At 60.1% G+C, this 21,996-nt stretch carries 22 protein-coding genes; 15 read left to right on the top strand and 7 right to left on the bottom strand.

The window, feature by feature from the left end:
• The 4 genes from radA to ABL922_RS05630 form a co-directional block, all read left to right on the top strand.
• Window positions 1–1,082, top strand: a 1,082-nt coding sequence (gene radA / locus ABL922_RS05645) for a DNA repair protein RadA (protein WP_349023229.1), incomplete at its 5' end; no start/stop codon positions are given.
• Window positions 1,083–1,091: 9 nt separating this feature from the next.
• Window positions 1,092–1,616, top strand: a complete 525-nt coding sequence (locus tag ABL922_RS05640) for a CvpA family protein (RefSeq protein ID WP_349023228.1) — start codon at window positions 1,092–1,094, stop codon at window positions 1,614–1,616.
• Window positions 1,588–2,061, top strand: a complete 474-nt coding sequence (locus tag ABL922_RS05635) for an iron-sulfur cluster assembly scaffold protein (RefSeq protein ID WP_349023227.1) — start codon at window positions 1,588–1,590, stop codon at window positions 2,059–2,061. Before ABL922_RS05640 ends, ABL922_RS05635 begins: the two co-directional genes overlap by 29 nt.
• Window positions 2,058–3,842: a monovalent cation:proton antiporter-2 (CPA2) family protein gene (locus ABL922_RS05630; RefSeq protein WP_349023226.1), complete on the top strand. Its 1,785-nt coding sequence runs from the start codon at window positions 2,058–2,060 to the stop codon at window positions 3,840–3,842. Before ABL922_RS05635 ends, ABL922_RS05630 begins: the two co-directional genes overlap by 4 nt.
• Here ABL922_RS05630 and aroB read toward each other — a convergent pair.
• Both aroB and ABL922_RS05620 read right to left on the bottom strand, forming a co-directional pair.
• Window positions 3,839–4,945 (bottom strand): 3-dehydroquinate synthase, encoded by a 1,107-nt coding sequence (gene aroB, locus ABL922_RS05625; protein WP_349023225.1) that lies wholly within the window; start codon window positions 4,943–4,945, stop codon window positions 3,839–3,841. The two genes, ABL922_RS05630 and aroB, sit on opposite strands and share 4 nt — an antisense overlap.
• Window positions 4,945–5,490, bottom strand: a complete 546-nt coding sequence (locus tag ABL922_RS05620) for a shikimate kinase (protein WP_349023224.1) — start codon at window positions 5,488–5,490, stop codon at window positions 4,945–4,947. The genes aroB and ABL922_RS05620 overlap by 1 nt, the downstream gene beginning before the upstream one ends.
• Before the next feature lie 72 nt (window positions 5,491–5,562).
• On the opposite strand from ABL922_RS05620, the gene ABL922_RS05615 reads away from it, so the two are divergent.
• The 5 genes from ABL922_RS05615 to ABL922_RS05595 all read left to right on the top strand — a co-directional run bounded on the left by ABL922_RS05615 (window position 5,563) and on the right by ABL922_RS05595 (window position 11,072).
• A complete protein-coding gene (locus ABL922_RS05615; RefSeq protein WP_349023223.1) occupies window positions 5,563–5,739 on the top strand; it encodes a hypothetical protein in 177 nt (58 codons plus the stop codon).
• Between the two features lie 22 nt (window positions 5,740–5,761).
• On the top strand, window positions 5,762–7,555 hold the full coding sequence (locus ABL922_RS05610) for a hypothetical protein (RefSeq protein WP_349023222.1): 1,794 nt from the start codon (window positions 5,762–5,764) through the stop codon (window positions 7,553–7,555).
• A 7-nt stretch (window positions 7,556–7,562) separates the two neighbouring features.
• Window positions 7,563–8,501, top strand: coding sequence for a tyrosine-type recombinase/integrase (locus ABL922_RS05605; RefSeq protein WP_349023221.1), 939 nt, complete (start codon window positions 7,563–7,565; stop codon window positions 8,499–8,501).
• Between the two features lie 31 nt (window positions 8,502–8,532).
• Window positions 8,533–9,480, top strand: coding sequence for an acetyl-CoA carboxylase carboxyltransferase subunit alpha (locus ABL922_RS05600; RefSeq protein WP_349023220.1), 948 nt, complete (start codon window positions 8,533–8,535; stop codon window positions 9,478–9,480).
• Between the two features lie 101 nt (window positions 9,481–9,581).
• Entirely contained in the window at window positions 9,582–11,072 is a 1,491-nt protein-coding gene (locus ABL922_RS05595) for a M48 family metalloprotease (protein WP_349023219.1), read from the top strand.
• 44 nt (window positions 11,073–11,116) lie between these two features.
• On the opposite strand, the gene dksA is transcribed toward ABL922_RS05595, so the two are convergent.
• The 3 genes from dksA to ABL922_RS05580 all read right to left on the bottom strand — a co-directional run bounded on the left by dksA (window position 11,117) and on the right by ABL922_RS05580 (window position 13,140).
• Entirely contained in the window at window positions 11,117–11,482 is a 366-nt protein-coding gene (gene dksA / locus ABL922_RS05590; RefSeq protein WP_349023234.1) for an RNA polymerase-binding protein DksA, read from the bottom strand.
• A gap of 737 nt (window positions 11,483–12,219) precedes the next feature.
• Window positions 12,220–12,687, bottom strand: coding sequence for a hypothetical protein (locus ABL922_RS05585; protein WP_349023218.1), 468 nt, complete (start codon window positions 12,685–12,687; stop codon window positions 12,220–12,222).
• A 45-nt stretch (window positions 12,688–12,732) separates the two neighbouring features.
• Window positions 12,733–13,140, bottom strand: a complete 408-nt coding sequence (locus ABL922_RS05580; RefSeq protein ID WP_349023217.1) for a hypothetical protein — start codon at window positions 13,138–13,140, stop codon at window positions 12,733–12,735.
• An 89-nt stretch (window positions 13,141–13,229) separates the two neighbouring features.
• On the opposite strand from ABL922_RS05580, the gene serS reads away from it, so the two are divergent.
• Window positions 13,230–14,510 (top strand): serine--tRNA ligase, encoded by a 1,281-nt coding sequence (gene serS, locus ABL922_RS05575; protein ID WP_349023216.1) that lies wholly within the window; start codon window positions 13,230–13,232, stop codon window positions 14,508–14,510.
• A gap of 113 nt (window positions 14,511–14,623) precedes the next feature.
• Entirely contained in the window at window positions 14,624–15,388 is a 765-nt protein-coding gene (gene surE / locus ABL922_RS05570) for a 5'/3'-nucleotidase SurE (protein ID WP_349023215.1), read from the top strand.
• Window positions 15,389–15,392: 4 nt separating this feature from the next.
• Here surE and ABL922_RS05565 read toward each other — a convergent pair whose 3' ends face one another.
• A complete protein-coding gene (locus ABL922_RS05565; protein WP_349023214.1) occupies window positions 15,393–15,794 on the bottom strand; it encodes a DUF1761 domain-containing protein in 402 nt (133 codons plus the stop codon).
• 184 nt (window positions 15,795–15,978) lie between these two features.
• On the opposite strand from ABL922_RS05565, the gene rimO reads away from it, so the two are divergent.
• Together rimO and ABL922_RS05555 are read left to right on the top strand one after the other, a co-directional pair.
• Complete coding sequence (gene rimO, locus ABL922_RS05560; RefSeq protein WP_349023213.1) at window positions 15,979–17,349, top strand: 30S ribosomal protein S12 methylthiotransferase RimO; 1,371 nt, start codon at window positions 15,979–15,981, stop codon at window positions 17,347–17,349.
• 79 nt (window positions 17,350–17,428) lie between these two features.
• Window positions 17,429–18,961, top strand: a complete 1,533-nt coding sequence (locus ABL922_RS05555) for an NAD(P)/FAD-dependent oxidoreductase (RefSeq protein ID WP_349023212.1) — start codon at window positions 17,429–17,431, stop codon at window positions 18,959–18,961.
• 3 nt (window positions 18,962–18,964) lie between these two features.
• Here the strand turns inward: ABL922_RS05555 and ABL922_RS05550 are convergent, their stop codons facing one another.
• Window positions 18,965–19,597: a hypothetical protein gene (locus ABL922_RS05550; RefSeq protein WP_349023211.1), complete on the bottom strand. Its 633-nt coding sequence runs from the start codon at window positions 19,595–19,597 to the stop codon at window positions 18,965–18,967.
• Between the two features lie 42 nt (window positions 19,598–19,639).
• Between ABL922_RS05550 and ABL922_RS05545 the strand changes: the two genes are divergently transcribed.
• Entirely contained in the window at window positions 19,640–21,031 is a 1,392-nt protein-coding gene (locus ABL922_RS05545; protein ID WP_349023210.1) for a leucyl aminopeptidase family protein, read from the top strand.
• Between the two features lie 27 nt (window positions 21,032–21,058).
• Window positions 21,059–21,958 carry an NlpC/P60 family protein gene (locus ABL922_RS05540; RefSeq protein ID WP_349023209.1) on the top strand — a complete coding sequence of 300 codons (900 nt, stop codon included), beginning with the start codon at window positions 21,059–21,061 and terminating at the stop codon, window positions 21,956–21,958.
• Window positions 21,959–21,996 lie beyond the last annotated feature (38 nt).

The raw sequence follows: 21,996 nt of genomic DNA, 5'->3' as shown, positions 1-21,996 counted from the left end.
GGGATCCGGGGATCGGGAAATCGACCTTGCTGTTGCAGACGGCGGCCAATCTTGCGCTGCGCGGGCTCGATGTCGCCTATATTTCGGGGGAGGAAGCGGTCGATCAGGTGCGGTTGCGCGCGCGGCGGCTGGGGCTTGGCGATGCGCCGGTGCAGCTGGCGGCGGCGACCTCGGTACGCGACATTTTGACGACGCTGGGGGGCACGAAACCGCCTGCCTTGCTGGTTATCGATTCGATCCAGACGATGCACAGCGACCTGATCGAAGGCGCGCCGGGCACGGTCAGTCAGGTGCGTGCCTCGGCGCAGGAACTGATCCGCTTTGCCAAGGAACGCGGCACCGCGCTGATGCTCGTCGGCCATGTCACCAAGGATGGCAGCATTGCGGGGCCGCGCGTGCTCGAACATATGGTCGATACCGTGCTGGCGTTTGAGGGCGAGCGTAGCCACCAATATCGCATCCTGCGCGCCAACAAGAACCGCTTTGGCGGCACCGACGAGATCGGCGTGTTCGCGATGGCGGAGGAGGGGCTGGCCGAGGTCGGCAACCCCAGCGCGCTGTTCCTGACCGACCGGGCAGAGCAGGTGACCGGCGCGACAGTGTTTCCGGCACTTGAGGGCACAAGGCCGGTGCTGGTCGAGATTCAGGCACTCACCGTGCGCCTGTCGAGCGGGGCTACCCCACGCCGCGCGGTGGTCGGTTGGGACAGTGGGCGGCTTGCGATGATATTGGCCGTGCTTGAAGCGCGCTGCGGCCTCAGCTTTTCGACCGCAGAGGTTTATCTGAATATTTCGGGCGGTTACCGGATTTCGGATCCTGCCGCCGATCTGGCAGTTGCGGCCGCACTGGTTTCGGCGCTGGCGGAAAAACCCTTGCCGTCCGATGCGGTGCTGTTTGGCGAAGTGTCGCTGTCGGGTGAGGTTCGCCCGGTGGCACATGCGGGGCTGCGATTGAAGGAGTCGGCCAAGCTGGGCTTCCAGCGCGCGATGGTGCCGCCATCCGTGCAGGAAGCGGGCGGGATGCAGCTGAAGCAATTCCGCACGCTCGCGTATCTCGTTGACCATATTCTCGGGCGCGACTAACCAAGCGGCATGTCCGCATTCGATATCATTGTCTTGTTCCTGATCGGCTCGGGTGCGATTTTCGGCTTCATGCGCGGCTTCACGCAGGAAGTGCTGCTGTTGCTCGTCTGGGTGCTGGTCGTTGCCGCGATCAAATTCGTCCACACGCCGGTGACCGAATTTCTCTATGGCCCGGTTGGCACCGAAGCGGGCGCCGCCGTGCTCGGATTTCTTATAGTCGCTGTGCTCACTTACTCGCTCGGTCGCTGGGGCGCCGCGAAAATTGGCGAAAAAAGCCGCAAGTCGGTTTTGGGGCCATTTGATCGCGTGCTCGGATTTGGCTTTGGCGCAGTCAAAGGGTTGATCGGGGCAACATTGCTGTTCCTGCTGCTCGTTTTGGTCTTCGATGTCGCTTATGGCAGCAAGGTTGAACGTCCCGAATGGATGACCAAATCGCGCACCTATCCTTTGCTCAATGCATCGGGCGAAGCCTTGTCCGAATTCATTCGAGAGCGGCAGGCGGGGGATGGCGAAGAGGGCAGCGATGTCGGCTGATCTTGCCGCACGCCCGATACCGCCGAAGCCCCAGCTTTACACCAAAGACATATTGCGGCTTGCAGCCAGCCTGCCTTTTGGAGACCGGTTGGAGGGTGCACATGCCAGCGCCACACGCCGTTCGCCGGTTTGCGGCAGTGAGATCAGCGCTGATGTTCAACTCGATGATAGCGGCCAGGTCGCGGCACTTGCGTTTCGCGCCCATGCCTGCGCGATCGGCCAGGCTTCTGCGGCGTTGCTGCGCCAAATAGGACCGGGCGCTTCAGTCGGTGAGATTGAGGGAATGCGAACCGCCTTGGCCAAGGCCTTGTCCGGCGACGGCAATTTCGAACAATGCAGGCAGGAATTGGCTGTGCTTGAAACCGCGCGCGCCTATCCAGCCCGCCACGCGGCGATCCTGCTGCCTTATGATGCGGTTCTCGCCGCCGTTGCAGAGAAGGAATGATGGAAGAGGGTCATCATTTCCTGACTGACATTTTGACCACCGGCGCGATCCTGCTTGGGGCGGCGCTGGTTGCCGTGCTGGTCTTCCGCAAATTGGGGCTGGGTGCGGTGCTGGGCTATCTGGTCGCGGGGATCATTATCGGGCCTGATGTTTTGGGGCTGACCGGCGATCCCGAAACCATCCTCAGCTTTGCCGAAATAGGCATCATTCTGCTGCTGTTCCTTGTCGGGCTCGAGCTATCACCCTCGCGGTTGTGGGTGATGCGGCGCGATATCTTGCTGTTCGGGCCGCTGCAGGTCGCTTTGTGCGGCCTTGCCATGTTTGTGATCATTTACGCCGTGTTGCCGTTCAGTTGGGAGGCGGCGCTGGTGCTGGGGCTTCCGCTAGGCCTCAGTTCGACTGCACAGGTCTTGCCGCTGCTGCAATCGCGCGGTCGGTTGAAGACCGATTATGGTGAGAAAAGCTTCGCCATCCTGCTGTTTCAGGACATCTCGATTGTCCCCTTGCTGACTATCGTTGCCGCATTGTCACGCGCACCGGCGCAAGAAGGCGCGCCCAGCGGGCTTGTGCTGGCCATCTACGCCGTGCTCGCGATTGGCGGGTTGATACTGGCCGGGCGCTATGTGCTGTCGCCTCTGCTGCGGCTGGTTGGGCGGGTTTCGGAGCGCGAACTGTTCATCGTCACCGGGCTGTTTGCTGTGTGCGCCAGCGCTGCCCTGATGCAGTCGATTGGCGTTTCAGCGGCGCTCGGGGCATTTGTGGCAGGCGTGATGCTCGCTGAATCGCCTTACCGGCACGAGCTGGAGGCGGATATCGATCCGTTCCGCTCGATCCTGCTCGGGCTGTTCTTCCTCGCTGTCGGAATGATGCTCGACCTTGATGTTATCGCGGCGCAGCCCTTGCTGATTGTCGGATTGGCGGCGGGTCTGGTTCTCGTCAAAACTGCGGTGGTTTTCGCTCTGGGTCGCCTCTTCGGGCTGAACAACAGTGCGTCGATCATCATGGCGCTGCTACTGAGTCAGGGTGGCGAATTCGGTTTCGTGCTGTTCACCGCGTCGCAAAATGCGTTGCTGATCGAGCCCGAGGCCGCAAGCCTGTTTGGCGCAGTGGTCACGCTGTCGATGGCGACGACGCCGTTCCTGATGATCCTTGCAGGCCGTCTGGCCGCGCGGCGGCGGACCAGCGACGTCACGCTCGACGATCCGGAATTGGCGGCGCAGGCCAGCATCATCATCGTCGGCCACGGCCGCTTTGGCCAAACGGTCGGGCAAATCATGCAGGCGGCGGGCCTGTCCATCACCCTGATCGACATCAAGCCCGAGCAGATCGACGTCAGCGGCGAGTTCGGCCGCAAGGTATTTTATGGCGACGGGACGCGTATAGACCTGCTGCGGCGTGCGGGCGCAGATGAGTCCTGCGCTATCCTGTTTTGTATGGACGACCGCGATCTGGATGCCGACGGGCTGATCGCGGTGCGCGAAACCTTTCCCAATGCGAAACTGTTTGTCCGCGCCTATGACCGGCGGCAGATGCTCGAACTCATGCCTGCAGACGATCTGAAGATTACGCGGGAAGTTTTTGAATCATCAGTACAAATGGCTGAGGACGCACTGCGCTCTATCAATGTCGATCCGTCGGTTGCCGAACAGGCCGTCACCGAATTTCGCCGCCGTGATCTTGTTCGGCTGAAGGCGCAGTTCAAGACCGGCAATATGCGCGCCGGATCGCGCCACAGCTTTGGCGGCAAGGAATCGGACGATTTTGCGATGGATGAAGGTTAGCGATCACGCTCTTCATTGAGGAAGGCAGCCACATCTTCCAGATCGACATCCTTCGCCAGAAATGTCTGGCCGATGCCATTGGCCAGCAGGAAGGGCAGGGTGCCACCACTCTTCTTTTTGTCGTGCAGCATATGATCGACCAGATTTTCGCCGTTGGTGTCAACTTGGGCAGAACGCAGCGTTGTCGGCAGTCCGGCCTTTTCCAGATGCGCAGCAACGCGTTCTGCATCGCCAGCGGGACAATGTCCGCGGCGCACCGAATAGCGGAAAGCCAGCGCCATGCCCGCCGCCACACCTTCGCCGTGGAGTAGCTTGTCCGAATAGCCCGTCTCCGCCTCCAGTGCATGGCCGAAAGTGTGCCCCAGATTGAGGAGCGCGCGGACGCCGGTCAGTTCCTTTTCGTCCGCCGCCACAATCCGCGCCTTTGCGTCGACCGAACGGGCAATCGCGTAGCGGCGCGCTTCTGCATCCCCCGCCAGAAAGGCGTCGATATTGGCTTCGCACCAGTCGAAAAATTCGGGCGCGTCGATCAGGCCATATTTGACGACCTCGGCATAGCCCGCGCCCAGTTCGCGGCGGGGCAGCGTATCGAGCACGTCCGGATCGATCAGCACCAGCGCGGGTTGGTGGAACGCGCCGACCAGATTCTTGCCAGCGCTGCTGTTGATTGCCGTCTTTCCGCCAACACTGCTGTCGACCTGCGCCAGCAAGGTCGTCGGCACCTGAACGAAATGGCAGCCGCGTTTGACGATATGCGCGGCAAAGCCCGTGATGTCGCCGACAACGCCGCCGCCCAATGCGACAATATGGTCGCTGCGCTCGACATGCTCGGCAAGCAACCAATCGACCAGCCGTTCCAGTTCGGCCCAGCTTTTGGCGCCTTCGCCTGCGGGCAGCAGGTGGGCGGCATAGCTTAGCCCGGCTTCCTGCAACGACGCGGCGAATATTGGCAGGACATGCTGGCCGACATGGGTATCGGTGACGATCAGCAAGCGCCCGCTGCGCGCATAAGGGGCGAGCAATTCGCCCGCCTTGCCAATCAGGCCCTGCTCGATCAGGACGTCATAAGGCCTGCCTTCGAGGCTGACTGCTATTCTGTCCATTAGGCCAATGCCTCCAATATCTGGTTTACGGTGCGGGTATGCGGCCCGGAATCGCTGCGGACATGAATGTCGGCTTCCGCATAAAAAGGCGTGCGCTTGGCCGCAAGGTCGGTCAGCACGTCGCGCGGGTCTTTCCCAACCAGCAGCGGCCGGTTGCTGCGGCGCGACACGCGCTCGATTAGCACATCCAGATCGGCATCGATCCAGACCGACCGGCACTTTTCTTTAATGAGCCTGCGGGTTTCATCGTTGATAAAAGCGCCACCACCGGTCGCGATCACTTTTGGCCCTTCGGCGATCAGCCGCGCGATCACCCGCCGTTCACCGTCGCGAAAACCGGGTTCGCCGAAGCGGTCGAATATCTCTGAAATCGGCATGCCGGCGGCTTTTTCGATTTCCTCGTCGGAATCGACAAAGGAAAGTCCCAGCTTTCCGGCGAGTAATTTGCCGATTGTCGATTTGCCCACCCCCATCATGCCGACAAGCACGATCGATCGGTCTGTGCCGTCAAATGTAACAGATGCGGTGTCGGGTCGCGAAGCCATTGCGATGGGCGCTATATATCGGCTAACCCTTGCCGGAAAGCCCTTTGCCAATTGGCGGATTCAGGAGGAAAAGTGCGAGGTAAGCCGAAGGCCAAGCGCATCTGGCCGTGGTTGGCAGTGGCGATTGTGCTTGTCGCGGCGCTGTTTTTCTTCGAATGGCTGGGCAGCGAACAGCCGCAAAGGGTGGTCGAAATAGAGGTTCTGCCGGGAATCCGGCCCGAAACTGACGGAGCGAGTGGTAAAGACTGATATGGCAAAGCAGCGCACTTCGATGCTTCTGTGTGCAACGGCAGGCGTTGCAGCGTTGGTCTATACGATCCCCGTTTTGGGTCAGCAGGGGCCAGAGTCGCTGTTGCCTCCAGGCTTTAACGATCCTGCACCGCCGCCCGCAGCACGGCCCGCGCCGCCGCCAAGTTCCAATACAACGCGGCCCACTGATGGCGCGCCGACATCGCCTTCAGCGACTCCGTCCAACGATACCGCTGCGCCTGCCGCGACTTCCAAAGATCCCGAAAAAGATGAGGAAGACGAAGAAGAAACCGAAGTCCGTTACGATGTGCCACCCACCGCGCGGCGCTCGCTGAAAGCGGTCGGGTTGTTCACCGATGCATCGGGCGGCTTCCCGGCGGACGCTTTCGGCGCGCTAGACGGCAAATTTTTAACGCAGGTTGTGCAGCGGACCAACGGCCCGCTTGCCTCGCGCTGGGGCACGATCATGACCCGCCGCTTGCTCGCCAGCCGCACGGCGACCCCGCGCAACATCAATGGCGCCGATTGGGCCGCCGAACGCAGCTGGCTGCTGTTGCGCATGGGCGATGCGGTTGCGGCGCGCCAGTTGGTGCAACAGGTCGATTCGGATCGATATACCAAGCGGCTCTATCAGGTCGCGATGCCGGTTTTCCTGGCCAATGCCGATTTGTCCGGCATGTGCCCTGTGGCTGACGCTGGTGCGCAGCAGACCGGTGAAGGCACCTGGCGGATGGCGCAACCGATCTGCGCCTCGCTCGCTGGGGAGCAAGGCCGTGCAACCGCACTGCTCAATCAGGCGCGCGCGCGTGGCTGGCTCAAAGGCATTGATTATCTACTCGGCGAAAAGGCGGTCGGGGCCGGGGTCCAGGGGCGTCGTTCGGTCAAGATCGAATGGGAAAATGCCAAGGGCTTTACAACATGGCGCCACGGCATCGGGCAGGCAACCGGTGTCGAGCCGCCAGAGGCGCTTTATGCAAAGGCAGGCAGGCAGGTTAATGGCTGGGTCGCGCAACTGCCCACGGCTTCGCTGCCAGCGCGTATGCGCTCGGCCCCCGCAGCAGCGGCTATGGGCGTGCTGTCCAATCGCGCGCTGGTCGATATTTACAGTGTCGCCTTTGAAGATCCCGATGTGCCCGCAGACATTAAGGCACGCGGCGAATCGTTGCAAACGGCCTATGCCGATAATAGCAATGCTGCCAAGATCGCCGCGATGGCCGACTTGTGGGATGGCGGATCGACACCAGACCAGCGCAGGTCAGCACTGGTTTTGACGGCGCGGGCCGCGGCGCTCATCGCGCCTAGCGAAGATCATGCGGGGGAAGCCGACAGGCTGATAGCGTCGATGCTGTCGGCTGGCTTTGACGAACAGGCGGTTCGCTGGGCCTCGATCGTTGATGGCGGCTCACTCGGTTGGGGTTTGCTCGCCTGTGCGGCCGCCGGATGGCGCGGGGCGATCAACGAAGGCGAGCTCGACGATTTCCGCAGCAATGATGACAGCGCCGATTATCGCAAATCGAAATTTCTGTTGGCGGGACTTGCCGGGCTTGGCCGGGTGGAAGCAGCGGCGATTACCGATTTTTCGGAGACACTTGAGGTCAACATCCGCAAGGAAAGCGGCTGGTCACGGGCAATCGCATCGGCGGCGCAACGCGGGGAAAGCGGTACGGTTGTTTTGCTCGCTGCCTCGGCTTTGCAGGGCACCGGCTGGCAGGATATTCCGCCGCACCACCTGTTTCACATCGTGCGCGCGCTCAATCAGGTAGGCCTTGATGGCGAAGCCCGGATGATCGCCGCAGAGGCTGTAAGCTGGAGTTGAGGCGCAGTTGAACAGCCAGATCAACCCGGGCGCCGATGCCGATCTGATTGAGCGATTCCTCGAAATGCTGGCCGCAGAACGCGGTGTCGCGCGAAACACCCTGCTTGCCTATCGCAGCGATCTGGCAGCAGCCTCCGAAATGCTGGCAGGCAAATTGGCCGCAGCGAGCAAGGAAACGCTGGCGATTTTGACCGCTGGCTGGTCGCACCTTGCCAATAGTTCGATTGCGCGAAAAGCGGCTGCATTGCGCGGTTTTTTCGGATTTTTGGAAGAAGAGGGGTTCCGGCCCGATAACCCCTCCGCCGCCCTGCCGCGCCCGGTGCAAAGCCGTTCGCTTCCCAAGATACTTGATGTAGCCGAGGTCGAGGCCTTGTTTGCATCAATCGAAGTGCGGTTGGCCAAAACCAAACCATCACCGCTGGACTATCGCCTATCGGCGCTAGTTGAACTGCTCTATGGGTCGGGCTTGCGCGCAACCGAACTTGTCGCCCTTCCGCGCACGTCGATTGTTCGCGATAGGCCATATATCATCCTGATCGGCAAAGGTGCCAAGGAACGGCTGGTACCGATTTCGGACCGCGCAAGGCAGGCGGTCGGTACTTGGCACGCCTTTGTCCCCAAGGATTCGAAATATCTTTTCCCATCGCGGGCGGCGAGGGCCTCGGGCAAGGGCGATGTGCATATCAGCCGCATTCGCCTGTTCCAGATCATACGCGAACTGGCGGCCGAATCCGGTATCGATCCAGCCAAGGTCAGCCCGCATGTGCTGCGTCACGCCTTCGCCACCCATTTGCTCGCTGGCGGTGCCAATTTGCGCGCGCTGCAGGCGATGCTCGGCCATGCCGATATCGCCACCACACAGATCTACACCCATGTCGATTCGTCGAAGCTGGTCGAGCTGGTGAACCAGCGGCACCCGCTCGCAAAACGCAAGCTCTCTCGTTGACCCCGCCGCCTGCAGGTTCTAACGGCGAGGCATGACAGTCTATCTCGATTTCGAAAAGCCGGTCGCCGCACTCGAAGCTCGCATCCAGGAACTGGAAGACACGGCGGGTGAAACCGAAATTGATGCCGCCAGCGAAATCGGAAAATTGCGCGCCAAGGCGGACAAGCTGCTGGCCGATACCTATTCAAAGCTGACGCCTTGGCAGAAAACGCAAGTTGCCCGCCATCCAGAGCGTCCGCATTTCAAGCATTTTGTCGCCAATCTGTTTGATGATTTCCTGCCACTCGCCGGGGATCGTGCTTTTGGCGACGATCAGGCAATAATAGGCGGTCTGGCGCGCTTGGGCGATCGCCGCGTGGTGCTTATCGGTCACGAAAAGGGTGACGACACCGAAAGCCGCTTGCGGCACAATTTCGGCATGGGCAAACCTGAAGGTTATCGTAAAGCGATCCGCCTGATGGAACTTGCCGACCGTTTCGGACTGCCAGTGGTTTCGCTGGTCGACACCTCGGGTGCCTTTCCCGGCGTCCAGGCCGAAGAGCGCGGACAGGCCGAGGCGATCGCCCGATCGACCGAAAAATGCCTGCAACTCGGGGTGCCGATGATTTCGTGCATCGTCGGTGAAGGTGGCTCGGGTGGTGCGGTTGCGCTCGCTGCGGCGGATCGGGTCCTGATGTTCGAACATGCGGTCTATGCCGTGATTTCGCCCGAAGGCTGCGCCTCGATCCTGTGGCGCACCAATGATCGTGCGGCGGATGCGGCCCAGGCGATGAAAGTGACTGCCGCCGACCTGAAATCGCTGGGCGTCATCGATGCGATTGTGCCGGAGCCGATGGGCGGCGCACACCGCGATCATGCCGCTGCAGCTGCCAATCTTGGCAAGGCGCTGTCACAATCGCTTGGCGAACTGGAAAATCTGAGCCGGGGCGAAGTGAAAAAGCGTCGCCATGCCAAGTTTCTGGCGATGGGGCAGTTTTAACGCGTTTTCCTGCCCCGGTTCATATCAGGGCCAGCTGCAACAATTTACCTAGACTCCTGTGATTGCGTGCTAAAGTGCATGCGCATTAAAAGGAGTCTGTCGTGCGTAACAAACTGCTCTTGACCCTCGCAGCCTCGGCGCTGGCCGTTGGTGCCATTTCGACCGAAGGCGCATTTGCCGCAAAATCGAAAAGCAGCGAACCCTTACCCTTTTCATCGAAAGAAAAGGCCAATGGTGCGAAATATCACCCTGAAATTCTGAAGGAATTTGGCGGAGCCTATCAAAGCCCGCAGACGGCCTATGTCGAGCGGGTGGGCAAGAAGATTGCTCTGCAATCGGGCCTCGCGAACAGCGAGGGCGAGTTCACAGTGACCTTCCTCAATTCCGCAGTAAACAACGCATTCGCAATCGAGGGTGGCTATGTTTATATCACCCGCCAGCTTGCGGCACTTTGCAACAGCGAGGCCGAAATGGCGGGCGTGCTTGGCCATGAAGTCGGGCACACAGCGGCCCGCCACAGCAAGAAACGCCAGAAACAAGCGACGCTTGCCAGTATCATCGGCGTACTCGGCACAATCGGTGGCGCGATGATTGGTGACAATGGCGGCCTAGCAGGCGCCTTGGGTGGCGCTGCGAAGCAATATTCTGGACAATTGGCGCAGCTGTTTACCCTGAAATATTCGCGCGGACAGGAAGAGCAAGCCGACGATCTGGGGATCAAATATCTCAGCAAGGCCGGTTATGATCCGTCTGCCTTGTCAGCCATGCTCAATTCGCTCGCGCTGCAGACGGCGGTGGATGCCAAGGTGGCGGGGCTCAACGCGCACTCGGTGCCTGAATGGGCGAGCACCCACCCTGATCCGGCCAAACGCGTTGTGCGCGCGGCGACCAATGCGAAGAAATATCCGGCCAGTACGGTCCGCAATGCCGATATGCATTACAAGGCAATCGACGGGATGATGTATGATGATGATCCCAAGGAAGGCGTGATCGAAGGGCAGGAATTCCTGCACCCCGATCTGCGTCTGCGCTTCGCGGTGCCTTCTGGATTCGGAATGTCGAATGGTACGCAGGCGGTTACTATCAGCGGTAATGGCGGTAAGGCGCTGTTTACGACGCAGGCGTTCAATGGCGACCGCAAGGCCTATATCGACGCCGCCTTCAAGGCCGTGGTTGGGGATCAGCAGCAGGTCAATTATGGCTCGATTCAGCAGACTACAGTTAATGGAATTCCCGCTTTTTATGCCAGCGCTAATGTGCAGACCCAGCAATCGGGAACTGTGACGCTGACAGTATTCGCCTATGAATGGGCGTCAAATCAGGCGTTCCACTTCGTCACCATCGCGCCCGCTAACAGCACACCTTTCACATCGATGTTTGAAAGCGTGACGCGGATGACCGACAAGCAGGCGGCCGAAATCAAGCCACGCAAATTGCGCGTTGTAACGGTTGGAAAGAATGACAGCGTTGCGACCCTTTCAGGGCGAATGGCCTATAAGAATTTCCAGACCGAACGGTTTCTGGCGCTAAACGGCCTTGCCAGCAACGCGACACTGACGTCGGGCCAGAAGGTGAAAATCGTCACTTATTAGGGTCGGTTCGGCGTCCTTTTATCAAAAGGACGCCGCTTTCATTATCAATCGTCGCGCGAGATACGTTCCTGGCGCTCGTGGCGCTCCTGCGCCTCCAGCGTCATGGTGGCGATCGGGCGAGCGCGCAGGCGGGCGAGCGAGATCGGTTCGCCGGTTACCTGGCAATAGCCATATTCGCCTTCCTTGATACGACGCAGCGCTGCATCGATTTTGGCAATCAGTTTGCGCTGGCGATCGCGGGTGCGCAGTTCGATACCCCAATCGGTTTCGCTCGATGCGCGGTCGTTCAGATCGGGTTCGCGAATGGGCCCGTCTTGCAGCTGGTTCAGCGTTCCGCGCGATTCATCGAGAATCTCTTTGCGCCATTTGAGCAATTGCAGTTCAAAGTAGCGCAGTTGTTTTTCGCTCATGAACGGCTCGCCATCGGACGGCACGTAATCGGGGTCTAGGTCACTCTCCAATTCGCTGATTTTTTCGGATTTGTCTTGCACTTGAGTGCTTGCATTCATTGCAGAATCTCCACCGAAGAACGGCTAGAACAGGGGCCAAAAAGCCCGTATTCCCTCTCTTGGCGGGCGCTATAGACGCGGCTCAAAGAGCGCACAAGCGACAAATCGAACGTGAGAGAATCGTCTGTGGAAATTTTACGCAACAATCAGCTATAACTTCGGATAGAGTTAACACCTGCCATAGCAAACAGTTCCACAACGGGACGTTTCGTCATTTTACACCGGAATATGTGCGATTTTTTTTGTTGTCGGCGGGTGAAGAGGGTTAATGTAATTGCGGCTTAAGGAGTCTTCTGCCCAATTGGATCGACAAAGGGCGGGAATCTATCGGACTCGGTAAATTGACCGTCGCAACGACTGAAGAGGTCAGGGAATATGTCAGTACGGATGGCTTTGGCAAAATTGTGCGCTTGCACATGCGGCGGTGCCCTTATCGGCGGCGGAGCCGTGCAGATTGCAGACCAGCCGCCTGCACAGGTAAAGGTGCATAAGGCCAAGAAGCACGTGAAAGCCCGCAAGATTGCGCGCCACGCCCCCGTCCGTAAGGTCAAACGCGTCCGTAAGGTCGTTCGCACCACGACGACAACCTGCATGCCGCAGCCTGTCGCAATCGCGCAGGGCATGCCGATGCCGATCCCCTATGCGCCGCTTCCCCCCATGGGTGACGTCGGCAGCAGTGGTGGCGGCGTTCCCGTCGTCATCGGTGGCGGTTTTGGCGGTGGTTTCGGCGGTGGTTTCTTCGGCGGCTTCTCGGGCGGCGGTGGTGGCAGCAGCGGTGGAACCGTTGTGATCTCGTCAACTTCGACCGGTTCGACCAGCACTTCTTCGGGTGGCTCGGGCGGTTCGAGCACTTCGACCGGCGGTTCCAGCACCTCCAGCACCTCGGGTGGCGTTTCAACGTCGACCGGCGGTGTCAGCACCTCGACCGGCGGCGTTTCGACTTCGACGGGTGGCGTCAGCACTTCGAGCGGTAACGTTTCGACCTCGTCGGGTAACAACAGCACCAGTTCGTCAAGCTCCTCCTCGTCTTCATCGTCGAGCAGCTCTTCTTCATCCAGCTCCTCGTCTTCAGGTTCATCCTCGGGCGGCGGCAGCACGGGTGGCAAGCCGGGCGGTAGCAGCGGCGGCCATCATGGCAGCAGTGGTGGACATCACGGCAGCAGCGGTGGTTCGGGCGGATCTTCGGGTTCGTCGGGTAGCAGCGGCTCGTCGGGTTCGAGCGGCTCCAGCGGTTCGAGCGGGTCCTCATCGTCGTCGAGCAGTTCATCTTCGTCGAGTTCATCGAGCAGCTCTTCGGGCGGTTCGTCGAGCTTTGGCGGTAGCACTAGCACGGGTTCGACCGGATCGAGCGGTTCGACGAGCAGCAGCTCTTCCAGTTCGTCTTCGTCCAGCTCCAGCTCTTCGTCGTCATCGAGCGGTGGCAGCACCAGCAGCACCGGCGGAACCGACGTTCCGGCCCCACCGATGGTATTGCTCTTTGGCGCAGCAGCAGCAGGGCTGTTCGCCCGCCGCCGCAATGCGAAGAAGAAGCTGTCCAAGGCAGCCTGAATTTCAGACATCACGAAATGTTGAGGGGGGCGGCTTTCGGGCCGCCCTTTTCGTTTATGATGCTTGCACCCGCGCGCGCCGCTCGGCATAGGCCTTGGAAATGCACGACCTGAAATCCATCCGCGAAAATCCTGTCGCATTCGACGCCGCACTGGCGCGTCGTGGGGCAGCTTCTGTATCTGCCGAAATCCTTGCCCTAGACGAACGCCGCCGTTCGGTGTTGACCGAACTGCAGGAGGGCCAGTCACGCCGCAACGAGGCGTCGAAAGCCATTGGCGCGGCGATGGGCAAAGGTGACGCTGCCACTGCGGATGCGCTGAAGGCCGAGGTCGGCCTGCTCAAGGAAAAGCTGCCGCTATTGGAGGAGCAGGAACGTGAAGTTTCGGGCGAACTGGATGCGCTCCTCGCCTCCATCCCGAACCTGCCCTTCGACGAGGTGCCGCAGGGTACCGACGAGCATGACAATGTCGAAGTCAGCCGCTGGGGCACCCCACGCGCTTTCGATTTCGATGCAAAGGATCACAGCGAAATTGGCCCACCGCTGGGGTTAGATTTTGAAACCGGTGTAGCGATTTCAGGTGCGCGATTCACCTTCATGCGCGGGCAGATGGCGCGGCTGAACCGGGCACTTGGCCAGTACATGCTCGACCACCAGACCGGGACCAATGGTTATGCCGAGTGCAACACACCCGTCCTTGTCAATGATGCCGCCATGTATGGCACCGACAAGCTGCCAAAATTTGCCGAGGATTCCTTTCGCACAACCGATGGGCGCTGGCTCATCCCAACCGCAGAGGTATCGCTGACCAGCAGCCAGGCCGGCAAAATCCTAGACGATGCGGCGCTTCCCATTCGCATGACCGCACTCACTCTTTGCTTCCGCTCCGAAGCAGGTGCAGCCGGCAAGGACACCAAGGGCCTGATCCGCCAGCACCAGTTCGAAAAGGTTGAACTGGTCTCGATCACCCGCCCCGAAGACAGCGTGGCCGAGCATGAACGGATGACCGCTGCGGCGGAAAGCGTGCTGCAGGCGCTAAAGCTGCCCTATCGCAAGCTGCTGCTGTGCACCGGCGACATGGGCTTCGGCGCACGCAAGACCTATGATCTGGAGGTATGGCTGCCGGGCCAGGGGCTGTATCGCGAGATTTCGAGCTGTTCGAACTGCGGAGATTTCCAGGCGCGACGCATGAACGCGCGCTATCGTCCGGTTGAGGGCAAGGGGACGGCGTTCGTTCACACGCTTAATGGCTCTGGTCTGGCGGTGGGCCGAACGCTCGTCGCGGTGATCGAAAATTACCAGAATCCAGATGGAAGCGTGTCGGTTCCGGATGTGCTGAAGCCCTATATGGGGGGAACTGATAGGCTGGTTCCCGCAACATAAACACTCGTCAATCCCGCGAAGGCGGGAATCCATCACCTGCCGCCGAAATTTCAACTGCCGGTGATGGACCCCCGCCTTCGCGGGGGTGACGAAACAAGATAAGGTTCAAAAAAATGCGCATCCTCCTTACCAATGACGACGGCGTGAATGCCCCCGGGCTCAAGGTCCTCGAAAAGATCGCGCGCGAATTCAGTGACGATATCTGGATTGTCGCACCCGCCGAGGAAAATTCGGGCGCTGGCCATTCGCTGACTCTCACCCGCCCGGTGCGCATCCGCGAACATGGGCATCAGCATTTCTCGGTGACGGGCACGCCGACCGATTCAGTGATGATCGCGCTCGGCGTGATCATGAAGGATGCAAAACCCGACGTCGTTTTATCGGGCGTCAATCGCGGCGCCAATCTGGGCGACGACATTACCTATTCGGGCACCGTTTCCGCCGCGATGGAAGGCGCGCTGGCAGGTGTTCGCGCAATTGCGATGAGCCAGGTTTACGGCAAGGAAGGGATGGGCGATGCCGTGCCCTTCTCGGCTGCCGAGGCGTGGGGACCAAAGGTGCTGGCACCGCTGCTCGCAACCCCCTTCGTTCCGCGCACGCTGGTGAATGTGAACTTTCCAGCGGTCGCGCCCGATGCGGTCAAGGGCATTCAGGTCGTGCGGCAGGGCTTCCACGATTACAGCCGTGGCTCGATCGTCAAGGGCACCGACCCGCGCGGCTATGACTATTTCTGGTTCGGCCTGCACGGGGTTGAGCATACATCGGGCCATGATACCGATCTGGAAGTCGTCGATGACGGCTTCATCTCGGTCACACCGTTGCAACTCGACCTGACGCACCGCGAATCGCTCGAAGCGTTGCGTTCGGCGTATAAATAAGGGCTCAGGCGCCGAGCAGCGCGAAAACCAGCCCCATCGCTGCGTAAAAAGCGATCCAGTATCCGGCGTCGATGGCGAACAGCTTGCCCGATTTGTGCCCGTACAGATAGTTGGTGCCGATGGCAGGGGCGACAAAGCCGATCGCAATTCCGGTGGAGATCATCATCGTCCGGTAAAAGTCGGTATCGAAATGCGAGAGCAGATGGCCGAGGAACACCGCCGACAAGAGGCTGAACAGGAAGGTGATCCCGAAAATCTTGGCCATATTGCCCGATTTGATTTCATCGTCCGATAGCCCGATTTCGCGCTGCCACGCTTTGCCAAACAACGGACCGTACCAAAGCCCGCCGACCATGAAGCCGGAAGCCGCCGCAACCAGTATTGCCAGAAGATTTGCATTCGCCATGAGTTCTCCCCTCCCGCTTGCGGGAGGGGCTCGCCGACTCTATCCCCCGGACAGAGTCCAAGGGCGAGCGGGGAGGGCCTGTCTCGCAAGTTAGTTCGAAACCATACCCTCCCCTGACCCCTCCCGCAAGCGGGAGGGGAATTTGGTGACAAGCGGTTGCAAAAGCCCTAAGGGCGCGCGCTATATGGCAACGAAAATTCAAGAAGCGCCCAAGGTGGGCATGGTCTCGCTTGGCTGCCCCAAGGCGCTGGTCGATAGCGAACGCATCCTCACCAAGCTGCGTGCAGACGGCTATGCAATGTCGCCCGATTATGAGGGTGCGGACGTCGTGCTCGTCAACACCTGCGGCTTCCTTGACAGCGCCAAGGAGGAAAGTCTTGAGGCGATCGGTGAGGCGATTGCCGAAAATGGCCGGGTGATTGTCACCGGCTGCATGGGCAATGAGGCAGAGCTGATCCGCGCGCGCTTCCCTGAGGTGCTGGCCGTCACCGGCGCGCATCAATATGAGGATGTAGTGGCCGCAGTGCACGCCGCCGCCCCGCCGGCGCGCGGGGCCTTTGTCGACCTCGTCCCCGAAGGTGGGCTGAAACTGACGCCGCGCCACTACAGCTATCTGAAGATTTCGGAAGGCTGCAATCACAGCTGCGCATTTTGCATCATTCCGTCTTTGCGTGGGAAGCTCGTCAGCCGCCGGATCGATGCGGTGCTGCGTGAAGCCGAGAAGCTGGTATCGGCGGGCACGAAAGAACTGCTTGTCATCAGCCAGGATACATCGGCTTACGGCGTCGATACCCGCCACGAACCGCGCGAGTGGAAAGGCCGCCAAGTGCGCGCGCATATGACCGATCTGGCGCGCGAACTGGGGCAATTGCGCACGGCAGAGGGCAGGGCGCCGTGGGTGCGGTTGCACTATGTCTATCCCTATCCGCATGTCGACGATGTCATCCCGTTGATGGCCGAAGGGTTGCTGACGCCCTATCTCGATATCCCGTTCCAGCATGCAGCACCGTCGGTGCTGAAAGCGATGAAGCGGCCCGCCAACGAAGCCAAGGTGCTCGAACGCATCCGCAACTGGCGCAGCATCGCACCCGATATTGCGATCCGCTCCAGCTTCGTCGTCGGCTTCCCCGGAGAGACCGAGGCGGATTTCCAATATCTGCTCGACTGGCTGGATGAAGCCCAGCTCGACCGCGTGGGTGCCTTCCGGTTTGAACCCGTCGAAGGGGCCGCCGCCAATGCGTTGCCCAATCCGGTGCCTGAAGAGGTGAAGGAAGAACGCTACCAGCGGATAATGGAAAAGACCGCCGCGATTAGCGCCGCCAAACTGGCGGCCAAAGTCGGGCGCACTTTGCCCGTCATCATCGATGAAGTCGGGGAATCGGATGAGGACGGCAGTATCGGTGCCACCGCGCGTAGCCAGGCCGATGCGCCGGAAATTGACGGAAATGTATTCCTGCGTGACATGCCCGAAACGCTGCAACCCGGCGATATTGTTGAAGTTACTATAGAAGACGCCGATGAGCACGACCTGTTCGGGGTAATAGCCAAAGCCTGATGTAAACGGGTTGCAATCTGCAACCATGTCAGTAAGTTTCCTTTTAAGCGCACGGTTAAATGGTGCGGAGGAGACGAATATGGTGGCGAAACAGCATGGCGGAGAATTTGATGTCCTGATCGTCGGGGCGGGGCTTTCGGGGATCGCGGCTGCCGCGCATCTGACTATGCAATGTCCGGGTAAAAGCTATGCCGTGATCGAGCAGCGCGCCGACATGGGCGGGACGTGGGATCTGTTCCGCTATCCCGGCATCCGTTCGGATTCGGACATGCACACGCTCGGCTATCGTTTCAAACCGTGGACCGAGGCGAAGGCGATCGCAGACGGCCCGGCGATTCACAAATATGTCCATGAAACCGCCGACGAATATGGCATCGCGCCCAATATCCGTTTCCGCCACCGCGTGCTGGGTGCAGACTGGTCGACCGACAAGGCCTGCTGGACGATAACCGCGCGCCGCGAAGAGGATGGCGCCGAGGTTCAGTTTACCGCCAACTTCCTGTTCATGTGCGCGGGCTATTATGATTATGATCAGGGCTATCGCCCCGAATTCCCGCAAGAAGCGAGCTATGCCGGGCGGATCATCCACCCACAGCATTGGCCGGAAAATCTGAACTATGCGGGTAAGAAGGTCGTCGTGATCGGATCGGGTGCGACTGCCGTCACAATCGTGCCGGTGATGGCCGAGACCGCCGAGAAGGTCTATATGCTGCAGCGCACGCCGACCTATATGGTTTCGCGCCCGGCAAAGGATTGGCTTGCCAACACGATGCGCGCCATCTTGCCCGAGATGATGGCGTATAAGATCACCCGCTGGCGCAACATCGCGATGCAGCGCTTCACTTATAATATGGCCCGAAAAAAACCGCAGAAGATGGGTAAGCGCATTATCGAAATGGCGCGCAAGATGCTTCCCGCCGATTACCCAAATTTCGAAAAGGATTTCACACCGCCTTACACGCCTTGGGAGCAAAGACTGTGTCTGGTGCCCGATGCCGATATGTTCAACGCGATCTCCAGCGGCAAGGCAGAGATTGTCACCGACCATATCGACCATTTCACCCCGACCGGCATTAAGTTGAAATCGGGGCGCGAGCTGGAGGCGGACATCATCGTCTCCGCAACCGGCCTCAACCTGGTGATGATGGGCAAGACCAATCTAAGCATCGATGGCAAGCCGACCGCTCCGCACGAGCATGTCAGCTATAAGGGCATGATGTTCAACGATATTCCGAACTTTGCGAGCGTGTTTGGCTATGTGAATGCCAGTTGGACGCTGAAGACCGATATCGTTGCAGATTATGTCTGCCGCCTTTTGAAGACCATGGATGCAAAAGGTGTGCAGATTGCCAATCCGCATCTGGCCGACGCCGATATGCCGCGCCTGCCGTGGGTCGACGACTTCTCCTCGGGCTATTTCGCGCGCTCGTTCGACAAGCTGCCCAAAAATGGCGACCGCCACCCCTGGCGCGTGCTGCAGGATTATAAGGCGGAGAAGAAGATCCTGACCGAAGAGCCGATCGAGGATGGCATGATGCTGTTCTCGAAAGCTGGCGAGATGGTGAAGCCGGTGGCAGCTGCGGCAGAGCCTATGCTGGAAGCGGCCGAATAGCGCTCAGTCTGGGTTCAATTCGTCCCGCTTTGTAACTGCCGCAACCCGTCGCTCGGCCACCGGTTCGGGGGCGACGACATGCGGTTTGCGGCGAACGATCCACAAAACCAGCGCGATGGTGAGTAAGCCGAGCACGACAATCGCGCCAGCCAGCCCGGCAAAAACGCCGAACATCGGTTTGAGATTGGGGGAATAGGTCTTGGCGACGGGTGTGTCGTTGCTGATCTTCCAAAAGTCGACCTCATAGGGTTCGTCGTTCAAGCGGAACAGGCGCACTTCGGCCGTGGTCCATTTCCCGCCATCTTTGGCCGCATAAATGATGGTAACTTCGGAATCTTCCGGGCCCATCATATGTTCAGGCTTGTAGGTGATGAAGCGCGGCGTGAGTTTAGGTTCTGCCTTTAAGTAATTTGATTTATTAGAAAAATGAGCGCTGAGTTCATCCCTTGCGGTCGGTGCAACATGGCGTTCCGCCACCACCCTATCCCCCTTCTGCAAGGCAGCCACAAATGCGTCAGACGTAGGTCCGATGTCTCTGGGTAATTCGATCACATCGGGCTCGCTCCACGAACAGGCGGCGAGCAGGAAAAGGAACAGCAAAGGCAATCGCTTCAGAAAATCCGCGTGTAAGGCCATTTGCTTCTCCCCCTGTTGAATCGTTGTCGCTATCAAGGCTGCATGACTGACTATAGCAATTTGATCCAGCCCGATAGCGGGCAAGCCGCAACCGACATTGAAATCATTTCAAAAGAGGGATTTGCCGACTGGTTCGCCGGTCAGCCCAGCCCTGTCCGCGCCGCCGCCACCGCGCAGAAGTTTGACGGAAATGCAGGCGATTTTGCCATCCTGCATATCCCCGGCGGCGATGAGTGGAAGGCGGCACTGATCGTTGCCGATGCGGCGAAGCTCGAACATTGGTCGCTCGCCAAGGCGGCGGAGTCGTTACCTGAAGGCACGTACCGGTTGACGGGCGCCGAAACCGGCGACGCGCTTCTCGGCTGGCTGCTCGGCCAATATCGGTTCGACGAATATCGCAGCGAGTCCAAGCTGAAAGGGCCGCGTGTCCTGCTCACCAGCGAGCCGGGACGTATTGAAAATGCGGTGCGGCAGGCAGAGGCGACCGATCTGGTGCGCACGCTCGTCAACCGGCCCGCAGGCGATCTGGGCCCCGACCAGTTGGAGGCCGAGGCGCAGCGGCTGGCCAAGGCGCATAAGGGCACGCTGCATGTCACCAAGGGGCATGATCTCGAAACCGGCTATCCGCTGATCCATGCGGTCGGCAAGGCAGCGTCGCGCGATTATGCGCCACGGCTGATCGAACTTGAATGGGGCGATGAACGCCATCCGCGCATTGCCATTGTCGGCAAAGGCGTGGTTTTCGATTCGGGCGGGCTTTCGATGAAAAGCGCGGTCGGTATGCGGCTGATGAAAAAGGATATGGGCGGTGCCGCGCATGCGCTGGCGCTCGCCGAACTGATCATGAAGGCGCATCTACCGGTGCGGCTGCACCTGCTGGTGGCGGCGGTCGAAAATTGCGTTGCGGGTGGGGCCTTGCGCCCGGGCGACATCGTCAAAAGCCGCGCGGGTATTCATGTCGAGATCGACAATACCGATGCCGAAGGGCGGTTGATCCTTGCAGATACGCTGGCCAAGGCGGTGGAGGACAAGGCCGGACTGATCGTCAATTTCGCGACGCTGACAGGCGCGGCTCGCGTGGCGCTCGGCCCTGATTTGCCTGCGCTTTTTGTCAATGACGATGAACTGGCCGACGGCCTGCTCGATGCGGGCAAAGCGGTGGCCGACCCGCTGTGGCGGATGCCGTTGTGGAAGCCCTATGCCGATATGCTCGACAGCGACATTGCCGATACCGCCAATGCAGGTGGCAGCTTTGCAGGCGCGATCACGGCGGCCTTGTTCATGCAGAAATTCGTGCCCGATGAAGTGCGCTGGGCGCATCTCGATACCTTCGCCTGGCGGCCGACCGCGAAGCCGGGGCGGCCCAAGGGCGGAGAGGCGCTGGGGCTGCGTGCGGTCTATCGCTACTTGTCGCAGGCCTATCCGGTCCGCTAAGGGGCGCGCTAAGCTAGGGGAATTATAGTGGCCGATACGGCACCACCGAAACAGCGCGCGACCTATCGCCTCAGCGGGCATAGCATCGAAGGCGACAAGCGCACGACGCCGATCCGTGGCGATCTGGCGGACATCAAGCTCGCCGGAAAGCTGTTCGCACCGCATTATGCGGTGCCGATGTTGCGCACCGGGATTGCGCCCGTCACCGAAATCCATGCCGAACCGCATCTGAGTTCGATGCCGGTCAGCGCGCTGATGCACGGCGAAGAATTTGCCGTGCTCGATGTCGCGGGGGAATGGGCCTGGGGCTATTGCCTGCACGACGATTATCTCGGCTATCTGCGCTTTGCCGATCTGGGCGATGATTTCACCGCGACCCATGTGGTCAGCGCGCCTGCAACCTTGCTGGTGGCGCAACCCTCGATCAAGGCGCCCGTGCTGGCCCGCTACCCGATGGGGGCGCAGATCGTCTGCGGTGAAGCCAGCGAATGCGGTAAGTTCCTTGCCTGCGAAGGCGGCTGGATACCGCGCGTGCACCTGTCCGAACCCGGCAAGGTCGATGGTTCGCCTGCCGATCTGGCCGAAAAGCTGGTTGGCGTACCCTATAGTTGGGGCGGCCGCAGCGGCGATGCGCTCGATTGTTCGGGGTTGGTGCAACTGGTTCTCGGCCTGAAGGGCATTAAGGCCCCGCGCGATGCCGATATGCAGCAGGCCAGTTTCGGTGAAGAACTGGGCGCGGACGAAAAACTGCAGCGCGGCGACCTTGTTTTCTTCCCCGGCCATGTCGGCATCATGGCGGATGACAGCAACCTGATCCACGCCAATGGCGCGGCAATGGCGGTTTCGATCGAGCCCTTGGCCGATGCGACGGCGCGTTTTGCCGAGCATGAGGTGCCGGTCTTGGCGCGGAAGAGGGTGGCGTTGTGACTGCCCCATCGGTTTTCTGCCCCTCTCCCCTTGCGGGA

Source organism: Sphingorhabdus sp., from assembly GCF_040079335.1.
In the GTDB taxonomy this organism is placed as follows: domain Bacteria; phylum Pseudomonadota; class Alphaproteobacteria; order Sphingomonadales; family Sphingomonadaceae; genus Sphingorhabdus_B.
The sequence above is the reverse complement of the archived record's forward strand: the minus strand, read 5'-3'. Positions and strand labels throughout refer to the sequence as shown.

What these genes read in the sequence shown, in the direction of transcription:
- rimO (WP_349023213.1), top strand. Translation starts at nt 15,979, where the DNA reads ATGGCAACGAAAATTCAAGAAGCGCCCAAGGTGGGCATGGTCTCGCTT.
- ABL922_RS05630 (WP_349023226.1), top strand. Translation starts at nt 2,058, where the DNA reads ATGATGGAAGAGGGTCATCATTTCCTGACTGACATTTTGACCACCGGC.
- ABL922_RS05610 (WP_349023222.1), top strand. Translation starts at nt 5,762, where the DNA reads ATGCTTCTGTGTGCAACGGCAGGCGTTGCAGCGTTGGTCTATACGATC.
- ABL922_RS05620 (WP_349023224.1), bottom strand. Translation starts at nt 5,490, where the DNA reads ATGGCTTCGCGACCCGACACCGCATCTGTTACATTTGACGGCACAGAC.
- ABL922_RS05565 (WP_349023214.1), bottom strand. Translation starts at nt 15,794, where the DNA reads ATGGCGAATGCAAATCTTCTGGCAATACTGGTTGCGGCGGCTTCCGGC.
- surE (WP_349023215.1), top strand. Translation starts at nt 14,624, where the DNA reads ATGCGCATCCTCCTTACCAATGACGACGGCGTGAATGCCCCCGGGCTC.
- dksA (WP_349023234.1), bottom strand. Translation starts at nt 11,482, where the DNA reads ATGAGCGAAAAACAACTGCGCTACTTTGAACTGCAATTGCTCAAATGG.
- ABL922_RS05550 (WP_349023211.1), bottom strand. Translation starts at nt 19,597, where the DNA reads ATGGCCTTACACGCGGATTTTCTGAAGCGATTGCCTTTGCTGTTCCTT.
- ABL922_RS05555 (WP_349023212.1), top strand. Translation starts at nt 17,429, where the DNA reads ATGGTGGCGAAACAGCATGGCGGAGAATTTGATGTCCTGATCGTCGGG.
- ABL922_RS05580 (WP_349023217.1), bottom strand. Translation starts at nt 13,140, where the DNA reads ATGTCTGAAATTCAGGCTGCCTTGGACAGCTTCTTCTTCGCATTGCGG.
- ABL922_RS05640 (WP_349023228.1), top strand. Translation starts at nt 1,092, where the DNA reads ATGTCCGCATTCGATATCATTGTCTTGTTCCTGATCGGCTCGGGTGCG.
- ABL922_RS05635 (WP_349023227.1), top strand. Translation starts at nt 1,588, where the DNA reads ATGGCGAAGAGGGCAGCGATGTCGGCTGATCTTGCCGCACGCCCGATA.
- ABL922_RS05545 (WP_349023210.1), top strand. Translation starts at nt 19,640, where the DNA reads ATGACTGACTATAGCAATTTGATCCAGCCCGATAGCGGGCAAGCCGCA.
- ABL922_RS05600 (WP_349023220.1), top strand. Translation starts at nt 8,533, where the DNA reads ATGACAGTCTATCTCGATTTCGAAAAGCCGGTCGCCGCACTCGAAGCT.
- aroB (WP_349023225.1), bottom strand. Translation starts at nt 4,945, where the DNA reads ATGGACAGAATAGCAGTCAGCCTCGAAGGCAGGCCTTATGACGTCCTG.
- serS (WP_349023216.1), top strand. Translation starts at nt 13,230, where the DNA reads ATGCACGACCTGAAATCCATCCGCGAAAATCCTGTCGCATTCGACGCC.